The organism is Paenibacillus sp. FSL R7-0048, from assembly GCF_038004505.1.
Taxonomy (GTDB): Bacteria; Bacillota; Bacilli; order Paenibacillales; family Paenibacillaceae; genus Paenibacillus_AQ; species Paenibacillus_AQ odorifer.
Window position 1 is genome coordinate 749,793 of the sequence record NZ_JBBORF010000001.1, and the last position, 22,314, is coordinate 772,106.

Consider the following 22,314-nt stretch of genomic DNA (forward strand, 5'->3'; position numbering starts at 1 on the left):
GGTCTTACCATTTTGTTAGTTCTCTCGCTTTATGCTGATAGAATGGCCTGTTTTTTTGCTCCGGTATTTGCTTTAGCCACTGCGATTCTTCTATTCTATATAAGAGTCTATATAAGAGCCTTGAAGCTTAGGGCGATCCTATGGAATGGAATATTGTGGATGGAAGGGTCTGCGATCCAGATAAGGTTAACATACCCTATATTTATATGCTCTTTTATGAGAAAATCAATCCGAATGATTTCTTAGCAACGGTGAAATACACTAATTCGGGAGCTGTTTTTCAGAAGGGATATGCTTTTGGCTGGACTAAGATGAATATAGGACGAGGTGAGGTTGGGACGATGATCAAGAGTACACGTGCGGCCGTAATGACTGTATTGATGCTGTTATTGTTTGTGCTTCCTGTAACAAGCATTTATGCAGAGGGGAATCTATTGCAGAACCCTGGCTTTGAGGAGGGGGGAGATGATGCGCCTTCTAACTGGACTAAGGATATGTGGATTTCAGGAGACAACTCAGCTCTACTTTCAATCCAATCGGAGGAAGTTCATTCCGGCAGCAAGGCAGCAGTCATTGAGAATATCGAGCCCAATCATTCGAAATGGGTGCAGACGATTGAGGCTACGCCGAATAGTTATTATAAAATCTCTGGATGGATCAAAGTAGTAAGTACAGCAGGGGAGGGAATGGGCGCCAACATTCTTGCCGTTGGAGTAGGCGGGGGGTATCCCAGCGTAACTGATACGGCAGGTGAATGGCAGTATCTTGAATATATCGGCCAGACAGGACCGGAGCAGAAGTCATTTGGCATAGGCGCAAGTCTGGGCGGCTACTCTAGCTTGATTCAAGGTAAGGCTTATTTTGATGATTTTGCTGTAGAAAAATTAGACGCGGCTCCCGAAGGGGCTAACGTTATTTCGCTGGATAGTTCAGCGGTTAGTCCAGATGCCGGCGACAAAAAGGCAGACACTCCACATAAAGTATCTCCAACTAAGATGTTGCTGATCTCAGCGCTGTTTAGCGTGTTTTTTGCAGTGCTTTATACTAAGGCATTCCGTAGTGAGAAGCTTATGAAGCAGCCTGAGAATATTTATTCCAAATGGCTGAGCATTGCCATCGGAATTGCTTTTATCCTGAGAGTGTGGATTGGTCTTACCGCGCAAGGATATCAGAATGATATGAATACCTTTATTTCTTGGGGACAGCGTATGGTGGATTTAGGTCCAGGCAAATTTTATGAAGAAGGTTATTTTGCCGATTATCCTCCTGGCTATTTGTACATATTGTACGTGCTTAGCGCCATTCGTGGCGTTTTAGGATTCACTCAGGGCTCAGGTGGAGAGAATTTGCTCTTCAAGCTCCCTGCGATCCTTTCTGATTTGGTGCTCGGCTACTTCATTTATCAAATGTCACGCAAAAAACTCGGCACAGGAATAGCTTTCGGCTTAATGTTGTTGTTTCTGTTTAACCCAGCGGTACTTATTAATTCAGCGGCTTGGGGACAAGCAGATTCATTCTTTTTGATCTTCCTGCTGCTCAGTATCCATGGCGCTGCGAACAAAAAGTTTGTCCGCTCCGCAATTTTGTTTGCCTTAGCGACGCTAATTAAACCGCAAGCGTTGATATTCACGCCAGTATTGTTGTTTGCTTTTTATCATCACCGCGCTTGGAAGCAGCTTGGATTCGGAGCTTTGTATGGATTAGGGATCTTCGGATTGCTTGCGGCACCGTTTTTCTGGAATAACGGAGGATTGGTAGGGGTTATTGATCTTTACAAGAGTACGTTATCTTCCTATCCGTATTCTTCAGTGAATGCATTTAATCTGTATGCACTGACTGATCCGATGTGGTCATCCCTAAATCTAACCTGGCTTGGCATTCCATACCGTGTATGGGGCTTCATATTTATTTTAGTGGCTGTAGCTGTTGCGGCATTTTATTCCTTTAAAAAGGATCGCTTGGACCTGACCAAATCCTATTTTATCGGGATGGTGCTCATAGTAGTGGTCTTTGTGCTTGGCACCAAAATGCATGAACGTTATATGTTCCCTGCTCTTATTCTTTGTTTGTTTACTTATATAGAAAGTCGGGACCGCCGCTTTTTATCGCTATTTCTCGGATTCAGCTTAACGCAATACATCAATGTGGCGTACACCTTATCCCACCTGAATGCAGATGTTAGCCCGGGTGCAGACGGAATCGTATTAGTGACTGCTATAGCTAATCTAGCATTGCTGCTTTATATGCTGAATATCGGATACGATGTGTATGTCCGCAAGGGAATAAAACCTCTTCCAGCGCCAATTACACCGGAAGAACAGTATGAAGAAGATTTGAGAGTTGTCGGGCAAATTAAACCGCATCAGAAGGGAGGGCGATTTAACGATGAAGTTTAAGCGTATAGATTGGATATGCATAATAGCTATCACGGCCGTTTACGCAGCGCTTGCTTTATATAATCTTGGCTCTACTAAATCTCCAGAGACCTTATGGGAGCCTGCTGCCAGTGGTGAAAGCTTCTATGTAGATTTGGGGCAGAGTAAACCATTGGAACGGGTCAATATCTTTGGAGGCGTGGGCACGGGGAAGTTCAAGCTGGAATTCAGCGACAATCCTGAGGTCTGGAGCAGTCCGATGGATGTCAGTGAGGATGTCGGGAATGTCTTCATCTGGAAAAGCCAACCCCTGAACGTTACTGCGAGATATGTGAAGTTTACAGTTACCTCTCCAGGGTTCACTTTGAACGAAATGGCCTTTTATGAGCAGGGGGGAGAAAGAATCCCCCTTCCTATTGCCGGTGTGACACCGGATGCTAACGCAGTACCTAAAAGAGGAGCAGCGGCCAATCTTTTTGACGAGCAGTCGCTCATTCCGGAATATTCTAACTTTATGAATAGCACTTATTTTGACGAGATCTATCATGCGCGAACAGCTTATGAATATACACACGGGATAGTGCCTTACGAGAATACGCATCCACCGCTTGGCAAGCTTTTGATTGCCATAGGTATGGAGCTGTTCGGAGTCAATCCATTCGGCTGGCGTATTATCGGAACCTTGTTCGGAGTTGCCATGTTACCTCTCATATATGTAATGGCGCTTCGTTTGTTTAAGAAAAGCAAATACGCCGCCCTCGCGGCAGGATTGTTTGCACTGGATTTCATGCATTTCACACAGACAAGAATCTCCACGATTGACGTATACGGAGTATTCTTCATTATGTTGATGTTCTATTTTATGCAGCGGTATTACACAATGAATTTCTACAAGCAGCCTTTAAGAAAAACATTAATTCCGTTATTCTGGTCTGGCTTATTCTTCGGAATCGGCGTAGCTTCGAAATGGATTGTGCTCTATGGAGGAGCAGGGCTGGCCATTATGCTGGCTATCTCCCTTTTTGAACGCTACAGAGAATACCAAGCCTCCGGACGCTTGCTGGCAGAGGGGAAGATTAAAGACAAGGAATTGCTGGGCACCTGTCGTGAAGCAGTAGATTCTTTTTGGAAAAAGACTATTATTACGTTGGCTAGTTGTATCGGGTTCTTTGTAATTATTCCAGTAATTATTTACAGCTTATCTTTTGTGCCGGGGTTATCTGCATCAGCAGAGGGCTTCACTATAAAAGGTTTGATTGATTCCCAAAAGAATATGTACAACTACCACAGTCAGCTTGTAGCTACACATCCCTTTGCTTCCTCATGGTGGCAATGGCCGTTTATGAAGAGACCGGTCTGGTTCTTTAGCGGCGGTGAAGGTTTGCCGGAAGGTCAGGTCAGCAGTATAGTGACTATGGGGAATCCTCTTATCTGGTGGACGGGTATTTTTGCGATGCTGGCAACACTGTGGATTACGCTGAAACGTAAAGATAAGAATCTCTACATGATTTGGATTGCCTTCTTCTCGCAATATGTTCCGTGGATGCTTGTCCCAAGAGAAACATTTATTTACCATTATTTTGCTATGGTACCATTTATGATTCTTGGTATTGTATATATAATGAAGTTGCTGGATAGTAAATTCCCTAAGGCCCGTTACGTACAGTATGTCTATGTAGCCGTTGCTTTGCTGCTCTTTATCGCTTTCTACCCGGTACTGTCAGGGATGCAGGTCAGTGGAGATTACGTGAAAGATATGCTGCGTTGGTTCCCTACTTGGGTTTTCTAGGATTTAATAAAAATCTATAAAATAAGTTTATGCATGCAGCGTTATTATGAAGTGTAGATGGATGTAACGCTCCAAAAAGCTTGTAGGAGGAATAAAGGTGAAAGCCAGATATAGTGTGATTGTACCCATGTTCAATGAGGAGCAAGTAATTAGCCATACTTATGAACGTTTGAAAAAAGTAATGGACGAGTGCGGCGATACTTATGAGCTGGTCTTCGTCAATGACGGCAGTCGTGATCGTTCCGCCCAGATGATTCGGGAGATCTGTGAACGAGACGAGCATGTCAAGCTGATTGACTTCTCGCGTAATTTCGGACATCAGGTAGCGATTACAGCTGGCATGGACTATGCCGAAGGTCAAGCGGTTGTTGTTATTGACGCTGATCTTCAGGATCCTCCGGAGGTCATTCTGCAAATGATCGAGAAGTGGAAAGAGGGCTACGACGTTGTATATGCGAAACGCCTGAAGCGCCACGGAGAAACGATGTTCAAAAAGGTCACCGCGAAGCTTTTTTACCGCCTGCTCAGCAGTATGACAAGTGTAGATATTCCTACGGATACAGGCGATTTCCGTCTTATTGACCGTAAGGTATGTGATGTCCTGCGGGGACTTAAAGAAAAGAACCGCTATGTCAGAGGTTTGGTGAGCTGGGTTGGCTTCAAGCAGACTATGGTGGAATATGAACGGGAAGAACGTTTTGCCGGAGAAACCAAATATCCGCTGAAGAAAATGATTCGTTTTGCGTTAGATGGCATCACCTCTTTTTCACATAAGCCCCTTAAGATTGCTACGTATATTGGATTCTTTCTTTCATTTTCTAGCTTTCTCTATTTATTTTTCGTCTTGTTCCAAAGGATATTTTTCACCTCCTGGACGGTTCCGGGCTGGGCTTCCATTGTAGGTGTCAATCTGCTCTTTAACGGTATTGTTCTGATGCTGTTGGGTGTGATTGGGGAGTATATCGGACGGATTTATGACGAGTCTAAAGATAGACCGCTATATATTGTTAGTGAGACTAAAGGCTACCAGAACGAAGAACAACTGGACCGCCGGAAGGACCACAATGATGTCAGATAAGAACTTGCGCGCTGCATTCATACAGTTCCTCAAATTTAATGCCGTAGGTTTGCTCAATACGCTTATTGATTTTGTGATTTTCACATTGTTGAATTCACTAGGGATGGTATACGCATTGGCGCAGGTGATCTCCTATAGTGCAGGCACGGCGAATAGCTTTATTTTGAATAAAAAAGTTACCTTTCGTGATCGCAACCGGGGGAATAAAGAAGGCTTCGACCGCGTACAGCTGGTCAAGTTTATCGTGCTGAATCTGGTAGTGCTCGGAATATCACTGCTGTTAATGCATCTGTTGACAGACAAACTAGGTATTCAAGTCTTGATCTCCAAGGTGCTGGTTACCTTTATCACGGTGATCATCAATTTCTTTGGAAGTCGTAAATGGGTATTTTAAACATTAATTTCAGGCAGAAGGAGTTGCTATGCTTAAAGGCAAGTAGCTGTTTCTGCTTGATTTGTATATAACCATAGAAACAATATACGGAGGTGAATAACATTGCGTAAATTCTCCTATCTACTCATACTGGCTGGGATACTTATCATGTTATATCCGACAGCTAACGAGTGGTACAACGACAGGCAGCAGGAGAAGTTATTAGAAGCGGCTGAACTAAGCACTGCCGATAGTACTCCCCAGTCAGATCTGAGGAGCAGGTATGCTGAAGTTACTCAGCTGTTAGCAGAGGAATCGGTTCTGGATGCCCAGGCACAGCCCCAACCCCAAGAGACAGAAAAGCCTGAACCGGAGATTGAAGTCGGTGGCAAAGTAATCGCACTAATTGAAATCGATAAGATTGATTTGAAGCTGCCTGTATTAGAAGGGGCTACAAAAGCTAATATGAAACATGCTGCAGCCCATATGAAAGAAACGGCACCCCTTGGAGAGATCGGGAATGCTGCAATCGCGGCGCATCGGGCTCGAACTACGGGTCGTTTGTTTAACAGATTGAATGAGGTTGTTGTGGGGGATGTCATCACGGTAAAGACTAGTGATCAGGTGTTTAACTATGAGGTGTATGATATTTCTGTTGTAGATCCGAGTGATGTCTCCGTTCTTGACGGGAATGACAAGGATAAGATTCTTACTCTGATTACATGTGATCCGCTAGTGAATCCAACGCATCGGCTGATTGTTCATGCCAAATTAACAAAAGGAGAATAGTGAATGACAAGAAAACACAAATACCGGGAGATATTTATAAAATAATGGGTAATCTAGTAAATTAGGTCTTGTTCACAACTATAAATATGATAGTATTATACTATGAAAGCTAAACACGATAACGGCAAACCTTCCGAAAGGTAGGGACGCAAAGCTAAAGGGCCTTTTCCCGAAAGGATGGCAGCCAGCTACCGAATGAAGAGGCTTTTTTTGTTTCAAATGGATTCTATCAATTATATCTAGTAAAGCTAGAACAGATAGAGCTTATACGATAACGGCAAACCTATCGAAAGGTAGGGACGCAAAGCTAAAGGGCCTTCCCGAAAGGATGGCAGCCAGCTACCGAAAGGAGTTTTATCCGTGAAAAAGGTTTATTTTATGCTGGTGGCGTTGTTCGTCCTAATGACTTCAGTTCCGGTAAGTACAGCTCAAGCTGCAAGTGCAGATGCCAGCTGGTTGATTACATCCAAAGTGGCTCAAGGTGTTATTGGTATTAACTATGATATTCCGAAAGATAAAAGAATCAAACTCATGATCACCAAAGATAACAGCAGCTATACATATAACTTGTATGCTTCTGGACAAGCTGAGGACTTCCCTTTGCAACAAGGAAATGGGACTTATAAGGTTTCTGTTCTGGAGAATACAACCGGCAATAAATACAAAGCGTTATATTCCGAAGTAGTAGACGTAACCATGAGTGATTCGAATTCCGTATATTTGGGCTCCGTACAGAATGTGAAATGGAGTTCTTCTGATAAAGCGATTGTCAAAGCTAAACAATTAGTACAAGGCAAAACAACAGACGAAGAGAAAGTTAAAGCGATCTATAACTATGTAGTTGCGAATGTACAATATGATTACTCTCTTGCTAATAGTGTAACTACTGATTATATTCCAAGCATCGATAAGACATTGACTACTAAAAAAGGGATTTGCTATGATTACGCTTCTCTTTTTGCCGCAATGCTGCGGAGTGTAGATGTTCCTGCTAAGTTGGTAATGGGAAATACAAGCTACGTTACGCAATATCATGCATGGAACGAAGTGTTGCTTAATGGGAAGTGGGTTACCATTGATACTACAGTGGATGCAGGACTTGCAAAGAGTGATAAGAAAACCGATTTAATTAAAGCCTCAAGCAAATATACTGCGGCAAAATACTATTAAGTTCGTCGCTAGAAACATAACTCTATTAAATAAACAACTGGCTTAATTATTAAGCCAGTTGTTTATTTTTATATTAGGGGTTGCTTTTCTATTAATAGTTGGGGTATTATAGGTAAGCGTTGTTAGACAGCGTACAGGCGATATAGACGAGGCTGATAAAAAGCTTCGAAAAATAAAGCTTGCATTTCTGAAAACAACATGATATATTATAAGAGTTGCTGCTGAGACATTAAACGGCGCCAACGAGAACTTGATCTTTGAAAACTGAACAACGAGTGAGTAGGAAATCACGTAAGTGAAATCCAAAATTAGAGAATTAATTTTCTCGTCAGATGTTTCAAAATGAGCATATCGCTCTTTTCAATACTAATTGGAGAGTTTGATCCTGGCTCAGGACGAACGCTGGCGGCGTGCCTAATACATGCAAGTCGAGCGGAGTTATTTTGAAAGCTTGCTTTCAAAATAACTTAGCGGCGGACGGGTGAGTAACACGTAGGCAACCTGCCCTTCAGACTGGGATAACTACCGGAAACGGTAGCTAATACCGGATAATTTCTTTTTTCTCCTGAGAGAAGAATGAAAGACGGAGCAATCTGTCACTGAGGGATGGGCCTGCGGCGCATTAGCTAGTTGGTGGGGTAACGGCCCACCAAGGCGACGATGCGTAGCCGACCTGAGAGGGTGAACGGCCACACTGGGACTGAGACACGGCCCAGACTCCTACGGGAGGCAGCAGTAGGGAATCTTCCGCAATGGGCGAAAGCCTGACGGAGCAACGCCGCGTGAGTGATGAAGGTTTTCGGATCGTAAAGCTCTGTTGCCAGGGAAGAACGTCCGGTAGAGTAACTGCTACCGGAGTGACGGTACCTGAGAAGAAAGCCCCGGCTAACTACGTGCCAGCAGCCGCGGTAATACGTAGGGGGCAAGCGTTGTCCGGAATTATTGGGCGTAAAGCGCGCGCAGGCGGCTATTTAAGTCTGGTGTTTAAACCTTGGGCTCAACCTGAGGTCGCACTGGAAACTGGGTGGCTTGAGTACAGAAGAGGAAAGTGGAATTCCACGTGTAGCGGTGAAATGCGTAGATATGTGGAGGAACACCAGTGGCGAAGGCGACTTTCTGGGCTGTAACTGACGCTGAGGCGCGAAAGCGTGGGGAGCAAACAGGATTAGATACCCTGGTAGTCCACGCCGTAAACGATGAGTGCTAGGTGTTAGGGGTTTCGATACCCTTGGTGCCGAAGTTAACACAGTAAGCACTCCGCCTGGGGAGTACGGTCGCAAGACTGAAACTCAAAGGAATTGACGGGGACCCGCACAAGCAGTGGAGTATGTGGTTTAATTCGAAGCAACGCGAAGAACCTTACCAGGTCTTGACATCCCTCTGAATCTGCTAGAGATAGCAGCGGCCTTCGGGACAGAGGAGACAGGTGGTGCATGGTTGTCGTCAGCTCGTGTCGTGAGATGTTGGGTTAAGTCCCGCAACGAGCGCAACCCTTAACTTTAGTTGCCAGCAGGTAATGCTGGGCACTCTAGAGTGACTGCCGGTGACAAACCGGAGGAAGGTGGGGATGACGTCAAATCATCATGCCCCTTATGACCTGGGCTACACACGTACTACAATGGCCGGTACAACGGGAAGCGAAGCCGCGAGGTGGAGCCAATCCCATCAAAGCCGGTCTCAGTTCGGATTGCAGGCTGCAACTCGCCTGCATGAAGTCGGAATTGCTAGTAATCGCGGATCAGCATGCCGCGGTGAATACGTTCCCGGGTCTTGTACACACCGCCCGTCACACCACGAGAGTTTACAACACCCGAAGTCGGTGGGGTAACCCGCAAGGGAGCCAGCCGCCGAAGGTGGGGTAGATGATTGGGGTGAAGTCGTAACAAGGTAGCCGTATCGGAAGGTGCGGCTGGATCACCTCCTTTCTATGGAGAATCGTTCTCTGCAATGAGAACATTCAAATCGGAAGCTAAGCTTCCAAAACTCAGGTTTAGGCCTGTTACTCACTCGTTGCTCAGTTTTGAGAGTTTAAGCTCTCAAGTAAGACTTGATCCTTGAAAACTGGATACCGAAACGAATTTGCGTTTTAGAACATCTTTTAGCAACTTGTGCAAACAAGTAAATGTTATTAGTGAGATGATTCCAAAGAGAATGTCATCGTATGATATTTTCCTGCGGAAGAATCAAGGTTAAGCTAATAAGAGCACACGGAGGATGCCTAGGCGCCAGGAGCCGACGAAGGACGTGGCGAACAACGAAACTGCCTCGGGGAGCTGTAAGCAAGCTTTGATCCGGGGGTGTCCGAATGGGGAAACCCAGCTGTGGTAATTCGCAGTTACTCATTTCTGAATACATAGGAAATGTAGAGGCAGACCAGGGGAACTGAAACATCTAAGTACCCTGAGGAAGAGAAAACAATAGTGATTCCGTCAGTAGCGGCGAGCGAACGCGGAACAGCCTAAACCTAAGAGCTTGCTCTTAGGGGTTGTGGGACGTCTCACATGGAGTTACAAAGGAATATGGTAGGTGAAGAGGTCTGGAAAGGCCCGCGATAGAGGTAAAAGCCCTGTAACCTAAACTGTATTCTCTCCGAGACGGATCCCGAGTAGTGCGGGGCACGTGAAACCCCGTATGAATCCAGCAGGACCATCTGCTAAGGCTAAATACTACCTGGCGACCGATAGTGAAACAGTACCGTGAGGGAAAGGTGAAAAGCACCCCGGAAGGGGAGTGAAATAGAACCTGAAACCGTGTGCTTACAAAAAGTCAGAGCCCTATTAATGGGTGATGGCGTGCCTTTTGTAGAATGAACCGGCGAGTTACGTTTAACATGCAAGGTTAAGCCGAGAAGGTGGAGCCGCAGCGAAAGCGAGTCTGAATAGGGCGAATTAGTATGTGGACGTAGACCCGAAACCGTGTGATCTACCCCTGTCCAGGGTGAAGGTGCGGTAACACGCACTGGAGGCCCGAACCCACGTACGTTGAAAAGTGCGGGGATGAGGTGGGGGTAGCGGAGAAATTCCAATCGAACTCGGAGATAGCTGGTTCTCCCCGAAATAGCTTTAGGGCTAGCCTCGGTATAAGAGTAGTGGAGGTAGAGCACTGATTGGGTGCGGGGTCCGCAAGGATTACCAAGCTCAGTCAAACTCCGAATGCCATATACTTATTGCCGGGAGTCAGACAGTGAGTGCTAAGATCCATTGTCAAAAGGGAAACAGCCCAGACCATCAGCTAAGGTCCCCAAGTGTGTGTTAAGTGGGAAAGGATGTGGAGTTGCACAGACAACCAGGATGTTGGCTTAGAAGCAGCCACCATTGAAAGAGTGCGTAATAGCTCACTGGTCGAGTGACTCTGCGCCGAAAATGTAACGGGGCTAAACACACCACCGAAGCTATGGCTAGATGCTTTGCATCTGGGGTAGGGGAGCGTTGTGTAGGGGTTGAAGGTGTACTGAAAAGAGCGCTGGACACTACACAAGTGAGAATGCCGGTATGAGTAACGAAAAGATCAGTGAGAATCTGATCCGCCGAAAGCCCAAGGTTTCCTGAGGAAGGCTCGTCCGCTCAGGGTAAGTCGGGACCTAAGGCGAGGCCGAAAGGCGTAGTCGAAGGACAACAGTTTGAAATTACTGTACCACCGTAATCCGCTATGAGCGATGGGGTGACGCAGGAGGGTAGTGACGCGGACTGATGGATGTCCGTCTAAGCAGTGAGGCTGATGTGTAGGCAAATCCGCACATCATTAAGGCTGGGCTGTGATGGGGAGCGAAAATTGTAGTAGCGAAGGTCATGATCTCACACTGCCAAGAAAAGCCTCTAGCCAGGAGAAGGTGCCCGTACCGCAAACCGACACAGGTAGGCGAGAAGAGAATTCTAAGGCGCGCGGAAGAACTCTCGTTAAGGAACTCGGCAAAATGACCCCGTAACTTCGGGAGAAGGGGTGCCCCGGTAGTGTGAATAGCACGAGGGGGCCGCAGTGAAAAGGCCCAAGCGACTGTTTAGCAAAAACACAGGTCTGTGCGAAGCCGCAAGGCGAAGTATACGGGCTGACGCCTGCCCGGTGCTGGAAGGTTAAGGGGAGTGGTTAGGGGTAACCCGAAGCTATGAACCGAAGCCCCAGTAAACGGCGGCCGTAACTATAACGGTCCTAAGGTAGCGAAATTCCTTGTCAGGTAAATTCTGACCCGCACGAATGGCGTAACGACTTGGGCGCTGTCTCAACGAGAGATCCGGTGAAATTTTAATACCTGTGAAGATGCAGGTTACCCGCGACAAGACGGAAAGACCCCATGGAGCTTTACTGCAGCTTGATATTGAATTTGGGTACGATCTGTACAGGATAGGTGGGAGCCGTAGAAATCGGAGCGCAAGCTTCGGTGGAGGCGCCGTTGGGATACCACCCTGATCGTATCTAGGTTCTAACCTAGTACCCTTACCGGGTACGGGGACCGTGTCAGGCGGGCAGTTTGACTGGGGCGGTCGCCTCCTAAAGAGTAACGGAGGCGTTCCAAGGTTCCCTCAGAATGGTTGGAAATCATTCGCAGAGTGCAAAGGCATAAGGGAGCTTGACTGCGAGACCTACAAGTCGAGCAGGGACGAAAGTCGGACTTAGTGATCCGGTGGTACCGCATGGAAGGGCCATCGCTCAACGGATAAAAGCTACCCTGGGGATAACAGGCTTATCTCCCCCAAGAGTCCACATCGACGGGGAGGTTTGGCACCTCGATGTCGGCTCATCGCATCCTGGGGCTGAAGTAGGTCCCAAGGGTTGGGCTGTTCGCCCATTAAAGCGGTACGCGAGCTGGGTTCAGAACGTCGTGAGACAGTTCGGTCCCTATCTGTCGTGGGCGCAGGAAATTTGAGAGGAGCTGTCCTTAGTACGAGAGGACCGGGATGGACGTACCGCTGGTGCACCAGTTGTTCCGCCAGGAGCATGGCTGGGTAGCTACGTACGGACGGGATAAGCGCTGAAAGCATCTAAGCGTGAAGCCCCCCTCAAGATGAGATTTCCCAATTAGTAAGACCCCTTGAAGACGACGAGGTAGATAGGTTGGAGGTGGAAGTGCAGCAATGCATGGAGCTGACCAATACTAATCGGTCGAGGGCTTATCCTATAGTTAGAATGCAGATTCGTTTCGGATTCAGTTTTCAGGCATCAAGCCTGTAACACGCTTAGAAATTCATTGTCACTTCTGTGATGAACTGAATTTCACGCGGCAGCGTCTGTTTCACAGACGCATGTTTGGTGGCGATAGCGGAGGGGTTCCACGCGTACCCATCCCGAACACGACCGTTAAGCCCTCCAGCGCCGATGGTACTTGGACCGAAGGGTCCTGGGAGAGTAGGACGTTGCCAAGCACACGAAGCCATTGTTGATTTATCAACAATGGCTTTTTTGTTCCCTTTACCGCTTAATTTTAAAAATGTGGATAAGTTATGGGGAATTAACGAAATTATAAAAGTTACTAACATGTGGATGAAATAATAAAATATATTCAAAAATGAAAGTAGTCCCCAATTTATGTGGATAGAGCAGTGGTATATGTGGATACTTCAAGTAAATGCAAGGATATTTTGCATGGCAGGAGGATAAACAATGGACAACAGTAGCAATCTTGTGTGGATAGAAGATTTTTCTGTACATGCGAGCGACACGGATTATCGTTCGCAGGGTAAGTTATCCTTTGTTCTGGATATCATGCAATGTGCGGCAGACTTCGCAGTGGGTAATTTGGGGATAAGTGTGGAAGAAATTCTGAATGCAGGAATGGGCTGGATGATGATTACGTTAGATCTTGATTTTAAGCGTATTCCCCGCCCGAATGATGTGCTTAGCGTACATACCTGGAGCAAAGGCACTAAAGGGGCACTGTGGCAACGGGATTATCGTATTTTCGATGCAGATCATATAGAAATCGCTACAGCACGATCTATATGGGCTTTAGTAGATATTGAGAAGAGAAAGATACTTAGACCGAACGCTCTTCCAGTTCAGGTTAAACACTATAATGGCGATTCAGTAGGCGATATGCCTGTTAAGGTAGCGATCCCTTCTGATATTACCATGGAAGAAGCTTATCGGTATCAGGTAAGATATAGTGGGCTGGATAGCAACGGACATTTGAATAATGCCCGATACGGGGATTTATGTTGTGATGCACTCACTTTAGCGGAATGGGATAATGCAGAGTTCACACGCTTCCGGATTACTTATCTACAAGAAGCTAAGTTTGGGGATGAACTGACTATTTTACGTTCAGCTGTAACGGATGATGGTATATATGTACGCGGTCAGAATAGTGATACTGTATATTTTGAAGCATGTATAGCGTTAAAAAGTGTCCAATAGTACGAATAAGTAAGTGATTTATAAATATGGAATATTATTATAAAAGCGATTTCTCCGAAAATCAATCGGGGCAGTCGCTTTTTTTATTGAAAACGGATGATGTTTCTAACATATTTGGAAAATTTTTTTGAGCCTGTCACAATTCAAGGGATCACATTCGTTATATAGTTGTAGTCAATAACAAGGAGGTGATTCTTTGGAACGTCGCAGCCCCGGGGTCCAAGTGAATCAAACAATAATTGAAGAGGCTATCGATCAGGTTCTTGCGGGTAACCGCGAAGCCTATAGAACTATAATACAAGCCTATGAAAGAAAGATTTATACGTATTGCTATTATATTTTGAGAAGTCATGAAGAAGCAGAGGATGCTGTGCAAGATATATTTGTAAAAGTGTATCAGGAACTCAGACGTTATGAGAAACGAGTCTCTTTTAGTGCATGGCTGTATAAAGTGGCTTATCATCATTGTCTGGATCAGGTTCGCAAACGCAAGCGAAGAAACCGTCTGTTGTCGCTATATAAAGAGCAGCAGCCCAAAGCCTATTATAATCCTAACGATGAGGAGCCATTGCAGAAGTTATTTATGGATGACCTGACAGCCGAAGAGAGCAATCTCCTGATTCTTAAGGTGGTTGAGCAGTACAGCTTTGAAGAAATGGGTCAGATTATGGATTGTAATTCAGCTACTTTACGCAAGAAATTTGAACGTCTACGCAAAAAGTTAGTCCGGCAAAGAATGAATGAAGGAGGCAGCCCTCATGGAGAAATGGCAAGATCGAACTGAAAGTCAGAAGATGGAGCACATTCGTCAAACATTCCAAAATCATGAAATGCCGGTAGACAGTTTCAGCGATTCAATTATGAAGCGGATAGGAGACGAGGGAATGGAAAAACGAGCGTCAAGAAAGAATGGAAATAAGTTTCTGAAAAAATCATTGGTGGCTGCCTCGGCAGCAGCAGTGTTGGGTGCGGGGATAATCGGTAGCGGATTTGTATCCCCGGTCATGGCTGAAACATTGAAGCAGATTCCTGTTGTAGGAAGTATTTTTAAGGGGATTGACGATAAAGGTCTAAATGCTGCTGAGGAAAAAGGATTATCTACTGCCCCTAACCAAAGTGTTACCCATGATGGAGTGACCTTAAAGGTTACCGATGCCTATTATGACGGCTCGCGGTTGGCTTTTGCGATTGAACGGGAAGGCATTGATAATGATAAGATGATGGCTGAGATGATTATTGAACCGATTGAGTTCGATCCATCGCTAACAGAACAACATGCGAAAGTGACAATGAACCAGTCCGAAAAAGGGTTGTTGGGTTCAGCAGAAGTGAAATTGCCGAATGGGAAAAAACTGGAGAGCCAAATGTCATCTTTTGGTGATGTTGAGGGAAAAAAGAATGCTATTTTATACGATTACAGAAATCTAAATAATATAGAGGCTTTGGGGGATGAATTTGAATTAAGCATCAGTGTGCCGGTTACACAAATTGCAGAGCCTTTTGTAATCAAGGTGCCGGTGAAAAAAGTAACGGAAGGAATTATCAAGCTTGATCTGAACCAAACAAAAGAGGCAGAAGAATTCAGTTATACGATTACCAAGCTGGAATTAACTCCAGCCACAAGCAGATTACAGCTCAGCGAAGAAGGTAAAGCGCCAACTGTGAAAGAAAAGGATGGATACACAACCTCTGAAATGTTCTATGAAATTGTTGATGAACTAGGTAATGCGTTCTCATCGGGTGGGTCATTTAACTTGCCAGCTATAGTCTATCCTTTGGTAGATAAAGATTTCATACCGTTCGCGCAAACACCAAAGACAATTACAGTTAAGCCGTTTACTTACTCCATTGATGAAAATCATAAAGCATTAAGGGATGAAGAAGGAAAACAAGTTAAACATTATTATCCGGAGCTTGAACAAACGATTCAGGTGGAGCAAAAGTAACTATTAATCCCATAAGCAAAAAAAGCCCGTGTCTGCATAGCAGATACGGGCTTTTTATTAAAAGATAAGAATTTATAAGCTACACAACTATAATATCTTTATATTTCTAAGAGTAACGGTTGTCATCTATAAAAGACGACAATGTAGTCTCTATTTGTAAAAATTCTAACGGAATGTAGATTTCACTCACCGAGTTTTCGTTATCTGGTCCATGGTACAATTCACCATAATATTCTAATTCAAATGGAATGGACATCCTGTATTCTGTTTTCGGCAGCCAGATTCCGTAGATATATTTATAGGTAGAAGGGATATCACAAGAGCGGCCTTTATGGATGAATTTCAGATAACGTATGGGTGGTAAGATCTGAAGGGGGAAAGTCTGATTGTGGTCTGCTTTTATAGGACTAAGCTCGCAGGCACACATGATCGAAAACCCATTACTCTCATAGTCATCTGGCCAGAAGCCAAGCTGATAATATTTTTCAGGCTGTATTCTATCCGATATAGTGGCTACCTTATTGAAAAGCAAAGGCCAAGTATCAGAAATGACGGAGAAATCTAGGTCTACTTTAACTACGGGTCCTTGAAGTATAATTTCTCCGAAATCAACGAGCTGGGGGGAGAGATCACTATCAGAAAGGACTTGAAGTAGATCCTGTTCATATAGTCTAGGGAGCAAAGGGAGTTTCGTTTCAGTAAGTCTTTTTCGAACAAGAGAGGGAGTCGTGTGCAGCATTCTTTTGAAGGCACGGGTAAAGGTCTCATAGTTACTAAAGTTATAGTCTAATGAGATGTCCTGGAGTGAACGTTCTGGCATTCGATGAATGTCTAAGGCTGCTTCAGTGATTTTGCGTCTGGCTATATAGTCGCCGGGTGCTATCCCAGTGACTGCTTGAAATAGACGGGTGAAATGATAAAGGGAGTATCCCATTTCTTTGGAGAGGACAGCTACAGGAAGAAACGTGGTTAAGCGATCCTCAATGAGATCTAAGGCTTGAATGATTAGTTGGCGATTGTTCAAGAGATGTCCTCCCATAACAGTTAATAGAAATGGTGTCTAGCACGATTACTTCAATGATTTGCTGTCCAGTCGCCCCAAACAGCAGCCCAATCGGGAACTGTCACTTCCATTACGCGATCTGCACTAGGAAAATAGGCTTTGATGTCGAGAACCGGTGTGCCCGGATAGGCATCAAGCCCGGCCACCTCTACTATTCCAGAGTCTACATCGACAGACAGGATTGCTGCTACACTTAGCCCAATCGGATTAGGGCGAATAGGGGAACGGGAAGCGGATACTCCAGTTAAGGTCGCATCATAAGGAGGCTGAATCTGTGTAGTCTGCCGGAAATGATCCTCTGCAAACTCATGCAGCCACCAAAGCACTTGGCAATGACTAAACTGAGATAAACCTTTAAGCGCTGGTCTGAATTCCGGGTTGATTTCAAGCCGCAAATTATGTGCTGTACCTCTAACCGATCCTATAGATAATATATTATAGCTTTCTTGTTCATTCATTGACTATGACTCCTTTCGGGTATCAGATATGATCTAGTGTATAACAGAGGCATACGGTAAAGCCTGACGATATTTGCTAACATTCATTTAATGCTATAATGAAATTTGATGTGGAAAGGGGAGCATTATGAAGACATTAGTATTGGCGGAGAAGCCGTCTGTTGCACGCGAGATTGCACGGGTCATGGGATGTAATAATAAACAGAAGAGTTATATTGAAGGTCCAAAATATGTGGTTACCTGGGCGCTGGGTCATTTGGTCGGCCTGGCAGAGCCAGAGGATTATAATAAAAAGTTTGCAACTTGGGCCTTGGAGGATCTGCCGATTTTGCCGGAGAAGACTAAGCTGAAGGTGCTGCGGGAGACCAATCAGCAATACAAAGCTGTCCAGCATCTAATGAAGCGTCAGGACATTGAGGAGCTTATTGTTGCTACAGATGCTGCCCGTGAAGGGGAGCTGCTGGCTCGTTGGATTATGAATATGGCAGGGTGGAAAAAGCCATTCCGGCGGTTATGGATATCCTCGCAGACTGATAAGGCAATTAAAGAGGGATTTGCAAAACTCCGTCCGGGCCGGGAATTTGATCGGTTGTATGAATCTGCACGGTGCCGCGCAGAGGCGGATTGGATGATTGGACTGAATGTCACAAGAGCTTTGACCTGTAAGTTCGGTTCGCCGCTCTCAGCAGGACGGGTACAAACGCCGACATTAGGGATGATCATGGATCGTGAACAGGAGATTACGGGTTTCCGTTCCGTCGATTTTGAGACGCTGACTGCTGATTTTGGGGATTTCCAAGCGGCATGGCGGGCCAGTAACGGTAATGTTCGAATATTCGAAAAAGATAAGACAGCCAGCTTAAAGGATAAGCTTACAGGACGCAGCGGCCGTATTATTAAGGTACAGAAGAGTGAGAAAAGTGAACCTCATCCACTGGCTTATGATCTGACTGAACTGCAGCGTGATGCGAACCGGAAGTTCGGCTTCTCCGCGAAGCAGACCTCCAGTGTGCTGCAGCGGTTATATGAGCAGCATAAACTTGTCACATACCCGCGTACGGACAGTCGTTACTTAACTTCAGATATGACGGGCACACTCAAGGAAAGACTGGATAGTGTTGCGGTCGGTCCATATGCAGCGTTAGCACGTCCATTGCTGCGCAAGCAGCTGCCGATTACGAAGCGAATCGTGGATGACAGTAAAGTCAGTGATCACCACGCTATTATTCCTACAGAACAGACCGTATTGTTAAATGGTCTGAGTACTGAAGAACGTAAGTTGTATGATCTGATTGTGCGGCGTTTTATAAGCTTGTTCTATCCGCCAGCTCGTTATGATGCGGTAGCTGTAACCGTCAATGTGGAAGGCGAAAGCTTCCATGTCAAAGGGACGACAGTAAAAGATGCCGGCTGGCGCGAAGTATACGGCGGAGATATGAGTAGTGATGACGAGGAGGAATCTGCGGACGAGCCGGCAGCGGGCAGTGTAAAGCTGCCTGAGCTGCGCGAAGGGGCTACTGTCACGATTGGCCGCTGTATGTTGCGTGCTGGCCGAACGCAGCCACCGAAGCGTTATAATGAAGCTTCGCTGTTGACGCAAATGGAGAAGCACGGCCTCGGAACCCCGGCTACACGCGCGGATATTATTGAGAAGCTGGTAAGCTCCGATACGATTGAGCGGCAAGGTAATCTCCTGCATCCGACAGGAAAAGGCAAGCAGTTAATCGAGCTGGTATCCACTCAGCTACGAACCCCGGATCTAACCGCACGTTGGGAAGCTGAGCTGGAGAAAATAGCGCGTGGTCAAGGCAAACCGGAGCTCTTTTTACAAGGTATCCGCGGTATGGCACAGGAATTGGTAACAGGTGTGAAAACTAGCGGAGCAGAATATAAGCCGCATAATGTCTCTAACAGTCATTGTCCGGAATGCGGTACAAGACTACTCGAGAAGAAGAGCAAACGAGGTAAGCTACTGGTGTGTCCTGCAGATAACTGTGGTTACACCCGTGCAGGTGAGAAAAGACTATCGAATCGCCGCTGCCCACAGTGCCATAAGAAAATGGAGCTTAAAGAGGGTAAAGCAGGCATGTTCGTACAATGTCTAGGCTGTGGAATCACAGAGACCTTAGATAAGGATCACAAGCATGTTAATAAACGTGAACAGCAAAAGCTGGTGCAGCAATACAGTAAGCAGGAAAGCATAGGTTCTAACCTTGGGGAACTGCTGAAAGCAGCGCTTGAAGGACAAAAGAAGGATAAGTAGTAGGAATCATCGGATGGTTAGCTTCAATTAAAACGAATGATTAGAATAATGAAGGCTGCTGAGTGTGCTCAGTAGTCTTTTTTCTATCCTAGTAAGTTTATGTGGTCTACGGATAGGCTTTGAATTAGAATGGAAAGCAAATGAGTGGAGCAGGTGATTAGGTGGCAGCTGAGCAGCAGGCGAATCCGTTGAAAGCGGCAGATCGCCCACAGGGGCAAGGAAGCAGCAGGTTTTTCTTTTTGGTTATTGTATTTATGTTTTGGTTCTCTTCTTATATTTATGTGCCGGTGCTTTCACCATATGTTGAGCATTTGGGAGCATCGTATTTTATGGTGGGCATGGTGCTTGGGATATATGGGTTAATGCAGATCCTATTCCGTATACCCATTGGCATCGGTTCAGATTATTTAAATAGGCGGCGGCCGTTTATCTATCTGGGATTGATTGCGAGTGGAGTCAGCTGTTTTCTTTTTATGTGGGGAGCACAGCCGGGTTGGGCGTTGGCAGCACGTGCGGTATCCGGGATAGCAGCATCGGCATGGGTTGTGTACTCTGTGATGTTCGCAGGATATTTTCCAAAAGAGGAAGCTGGAAAAGCGATGGGCATGCTGCAATTCACTACAGTAATCGCCCAATTGACCAGCATGATGATCAGCGGCTATATGGTAGAGCATTGGGGCTGGAATGCCCCCTTCCTGATTGGGGGAATTGTAGCTATTGCGGCACTAATACTTGCGCTTCGGTTACCGGAACAAAAGCAGGAAAAACGGCAAAATGCCATACAGATCAAGGAGCTGGCTGGTGTCGTAAAGGAACCTTTGCTGGTAAAAGTATCACTGTTGTCTGTGCTGGCACACTGTGTGCTATTTATAACAATGTTCGGATATACTCCGAACCAGGCGCTGAATATCGGAGCAAGCAAAGAAAGCTTGGGCTGGCTAACACTCGCTTTTATGATTCCGCATGCCATCGCAACGCTCTACGGCTCACGTCTGTTTGGAGGGCTGCTGGGTGATAGAGGGAAGCTTATGCTAGGCTTTGCGGGAAGCGCACTGTTTACGCTGCTCATTCCTTCTATGCCGACGTTAGCGGCGCTTTGTCTGACTCAGGTGGGGAATGGTTTTATGCAGGGACTTATTTTTCCGCTGCTGTTGAGTAAATCCGTATCAGAAATAGATCCCTTTAAACGGGCTACAGCTATGGGTTTCTATCAGGCCGTTTATGCGATAGGGATGTCAGCAGGGCCATTCGTAGCAGGTTGGATGAGCTCTGTATATGGCTTGACCGGAGGATTCTGGTTAGGTGGGATTGCGGCGGCGTTGGCTACAATTTTATCCTGGGTATGGATGAAGGATATGAAGTAGAAGCAGCTAAAAGAAACTTAACAGACTTGGCAGAGCGTGTAAGGATGATTGGTTTTTTGTGCAAAAGGGGAATATAATAGAGATAGGAAGCAAGGAGGAGGAGCCCGGGAGAATGGTCAAGGTTGTAATGTTGTGGTTTGTGGTAATTAATATAATCGGGTATGTAGTGATGTCCGAGGACAAGAACAAAGCCCGCAAAAGGCGAGAACGTGTACCTGAGAAAACACTTTTTCTGCTGGCAGCCATGGGCGGTGCACTAGGTGTGCTGATTGCCATGTACCGTAAGCGCCACAAGACGCGTCATACATCCTTCAGGATCGGAATTCCGCTTCTGCTGCTGCTGAATATCTTTTTGTACAGCTATTTTTTAAGATAATAGTCTTTAGGATTACAAACTAGAAAAAGAGGTGGCGTACATGTTATTCTCTAAAATTTTGCTAGCCTATGACGGTTCAAAGGCTTCTAATCAAGCATTGGAGCGCGCAATTGAACTCGCTAAAGTCACACCAGGTTCTATATTGCATGTCGTACACGCATTTGAATTCCCAAGATTTTTTATCGGAGAAGCTCTTGCACCACTACCAGCTTCAGTAAATAAAGAATATTATGATTTGGCGGTGCAGACTACAGAAGAAGTGAAGGGACGTCTTGAGGCTGAAGGCCTGAATGCTGAGGTTGAGCTTTTACAAGGATCTCCTGCGGAAGTGATTTTGAAATATGCTAAGGAAAATGCTATAGACATCATAGTTATCGGCAGCCGCGGGCTTGGCGGTATACGTGAATTTGTTCTGGGCAGTGTCAGCCATAATGTAGTACAAAGCGCTCGTATTCCAGTGCTGGTTGTAAAATAATATAGAGTTCAAAGGGACGCTGATAGCGTTCCTTTTTTTCAATTTAAGGAAGTACAGGTCGTATTCTGGAGCTTAAACATCATAGAGTATTAGAGTTAGGAGTGTACGGAAAGAAGTCTTTCTTCACAAAATATAAGGTTATTGAGAATTCAAATCCGCCCAAAAGCGAACATTTATTATGGTGATTTTACCAATGTTCGTGTTTGAGTTGACATCATGTGTAGGGGATTGTTAAACTGATGTCATGAAGAGCTCGTATAAAACCGGGAATATGGCCCGGAAGTTTCTACCCGGGAACCGTAAATTACCGGACTACGAGGAAATAGGATGCTAGAATGCGATAATGCAGTCCAGATAATGGAGTGATGCATTGTGCAGCTTTCCGCGCTTAATGCCAGTTTGGTGAGAGGCAAGCGGGAGTGTTTTTTCCTAATTCCTTTACTAGTC

General features: G+C 45.5%; 15 protein-coding genes, 3 rRNA genes and 3 riboswitches. Of the genes, 16 read left to right on the forward strand and 2 right to left on the reverse strand.

Translation table 11 applies throughout. From position 1 onward, the window contains the following. The first annotated feature begins 140 nt into the window (after positions 1-140). The 12 genes from NSQ91_RS03260 (at position 141) to NSQ91_RS03315 (ending at position 15,868) form a co-directional block, all read left to right on the forward strand. Positions 141-2,396, forward strand: coding sequence for a glycosyltransferase 87 family protein (locus tag NSQ91_RS03260; protein WP_340916382.1), 2,256 nt, complete (start codon positions 141-143; stop codon positions 2,394-2,396). After that, positions 2,386-4,164 carry a phospholipid carrier-dependent glycosyltransferase gene (locus NSQ91_RS03265; protein WP_340916384.1) on the forward strand — a complete coding sequence of 593 codons (1,779 nt, stop codon included), beginning with the start codon at positions 2,386-2,388 and terminating at the stop codon, positions 4,162-4,164. The genes NSQ91_RS03260 and NSQ91_RS03265 overlap by 11 nt, the downstream gene beginning before the upstream one ends. A gap of 97 nt (positions 4,165-4,261) precedes the next feature. Beyond that, positions 4,262-5,242, forward strand: coding sequence for a glycosyltransferase family 2 protein (locus NSQ91_RS03270; RefSeq protein ID WP_036679898.1), 981 nt, complete (start codon positions 4,262-4,264; stop codon positions 5,240-5,242). Beyond that, positions 5,229-5,636, forward strand: coding sequence for a GtrA family protein (locus tag NSQ91_RS03275; protein ID WP_076130538.1), 408 nt, complete (start codon positions 5,229-5,231; stop codon positions 5,634-5,636). Before NSQ91_RS03270 ends, NSQ91_RS03275 begins: the two co-directional genes overlap by 14 nt. A gap of 102 nt (positions 5,637-5,738) precedes the next feature. Continuing rightward, positions 5,739-6,404: a class D sortase gene (locus tag NSQ91_RS03280; RefSeq protein ID WP_340916387.1), complete on the forward strand. Its 666-nt coding sequence runs from the start codon at positions 5,739-5,741 to the stop codon at positions 6,402-6,404. Positions 6,405-6,517: 113 nt separating this feature from the next. Beyond that, a riboswitch (cyclic di-GMP riboswitch) is annotated at positions 6,518-6,600 on the forward strand. A 70-nt stretch (positions 6,601-6,670) separates the two neighbouring features. After that, positions 6,671-6,751: riboswitch (cyclic di-GMP riboswitch) on the forward strand. Positions 6,752-6,764: 13 nt separating this feature from the next. Continuing rightward, on the forward strand, positions 6,765-7,574 hold the full coding sequence (locus NSQ91_RS03285; RefSeq protein WP_038568647.1) for a transglutaminase-like domain-containing protein: 810 nt from the start codon (positions 6,765-6,767) through the stop codon (positions 7,572-7,574). A 367-nt stretch (positions 7,575-7,941) separates the two neighbouring features. Beyond that, positions 7,942-9,499: ribosomal RNA gene (locus NSQ91_RS03290) — 16S ribosomal RNA — on the forward strand. A 262-nt stretch (positions 9,500-9,761) separates the two neighbouring features. After that, positions 9,762-12,687 (forward strand): 23S ribosomal RNA (locus NSQ91_RS03295). Between the two features lie 127 nt (positions 12,688-12,814). Next, positions 12,815-12,931: ribosomal RNA gene (rrf, locus tag NSQ91_RS03300) — 5S ribosomal RNA — on the forward strand. Together the 16S, 23S and 5S rRNA genes form the textbook arrangement of a ribosomal RNA operon. 238 nt (positions 12,932-13,169) lie before the next feature. Beyond that, positions 13,170-13,922, forward strand: coding sequence for an acyl-[acyl-carrier-protein] thioesterase (locus NSQ91_RS03305; RefSeq protein WP_340916390.1), 753 nt, complete (start codon positions 13,170-13,172; stop codon positions 13,920-13,922). Positions 13,923-14,118: 196 nt separating this feature from the next. Beyond that, positions 14,119-14,706 (forward strand): RNA polymerase sigma factor, encoded by a 588-nt coding sequence (locus tag NSQ91_RS03310; protein ID WP_076128449.1) that lies wholly within the window; start codon positions 14,119-14,121, stop codon positions 14,704-14,706. Then, complete coding sequence (locus NSQ91_RS03315) at positions 14,681-15,868, forward strand: DUF4179 domain-containing protein (protein ID WP_076128451.1); 1,188 nt, start codon at positions 14,681-14,683, stop codon at positions 15,866-15,868. Before NSQ91_RS03310 ends, NSQ91_RS03315 begins: the two co-directional genes overlap by 26 nt. 106 nt (positions 15,869-15,974) lie before the next feature. Here NSQ91_RS03315 and NSQ91_RS03320 read toward each other — a convergent pair whose 3' ends face one another. Continuing rightward, positions 15,975-16,892 carry an AraC family transcriptional regulator gene (locus tag NSQ91_RS03320; RefSeq protein ID WP_339246281.1) on the reverse strand — a complete coding sequence of 306 codons (918 nt, stop codon included), beginning with the start codon at positions 16,890-16,892 and terminating at the stop codon, positions 15,975-15,977. 50 nt (positions 16,893-16,942) lie between these two features. Continuing rightward, on the reverse strand, positions 16,943-17,389 hold the full coding sequence (tsaA, locus tag NSQ91_RS03325) for a tRNA (N6-threonylcarbamoyladenosine(37)-N6)-methyltransferase TrmO (RefSeq protein ID WP_340916393.1): 447 nt from the start codon (positions 17,387-17,389) through the stop codon (positions 16,943-16,945). 127 nt (positions 17,390-17,516) lie between these two features. Here tsaA and NSQ91_RS03330 point away from each other — a divergent pair, with 127 nt between their 5' ends. The 4 genes from NSQ91_RS03330 (at position 17,517) to NSQ91_RS03345 (ending at position 21,867) form a co-directional block, all read left to right on the forward strand. Next, positions 17,517-19,652 (forward strand): DNA topoisomerase III, encoded by a 2,136-nt coding sequence (locus tag NSQ91_RS03330; RefSeq protein WP_340916395.1) that lies wholly within the window; start codon positions 17,517-17,519, stop codon positions 19,650-19,652. A 161-nt stretch (positions 19,653-19,813) separates the two neighbouring features. Beyond that, entirely contained in the window at positions 19,814-21,016 is a 1,203-nt protein-coding gene (locus tag NSQ91_RS03335; protein WP_340916396.1) for an MFS transporter, read from the forward strand. Between the two features lie 112 nt (positions 21,017-21,128). Further along, entirely contained in the window at positions 21,129-21,392 is a 264-nt protein-coding gene (locus tag NSQ91_RS03340; RefSeq protein WP_036680925.1) for a DUF1294 domain-containing protein, read from the forward strand. A 40-nt stretch (positions 21,393-21,432) separates the two neighbouring features. Further along, positions 21,433-21,867, forward strand: coding sequence for a universal stress protein (locus NSQ91_RS03345; RefSeq protein WP_036680923.1), 435 nt, complete (start codon positions 21,433-21,435; stop codon positions 21,865-21,867). 233 nt (positions 21,868-22,100) lie between these two features. Further along, positions 22,101-22,202, forward strand: a riboswitch (purine riboswitch). The last annotated feature ends 112 nt before the right edge of the window (positions 22,203-22,314 follow it).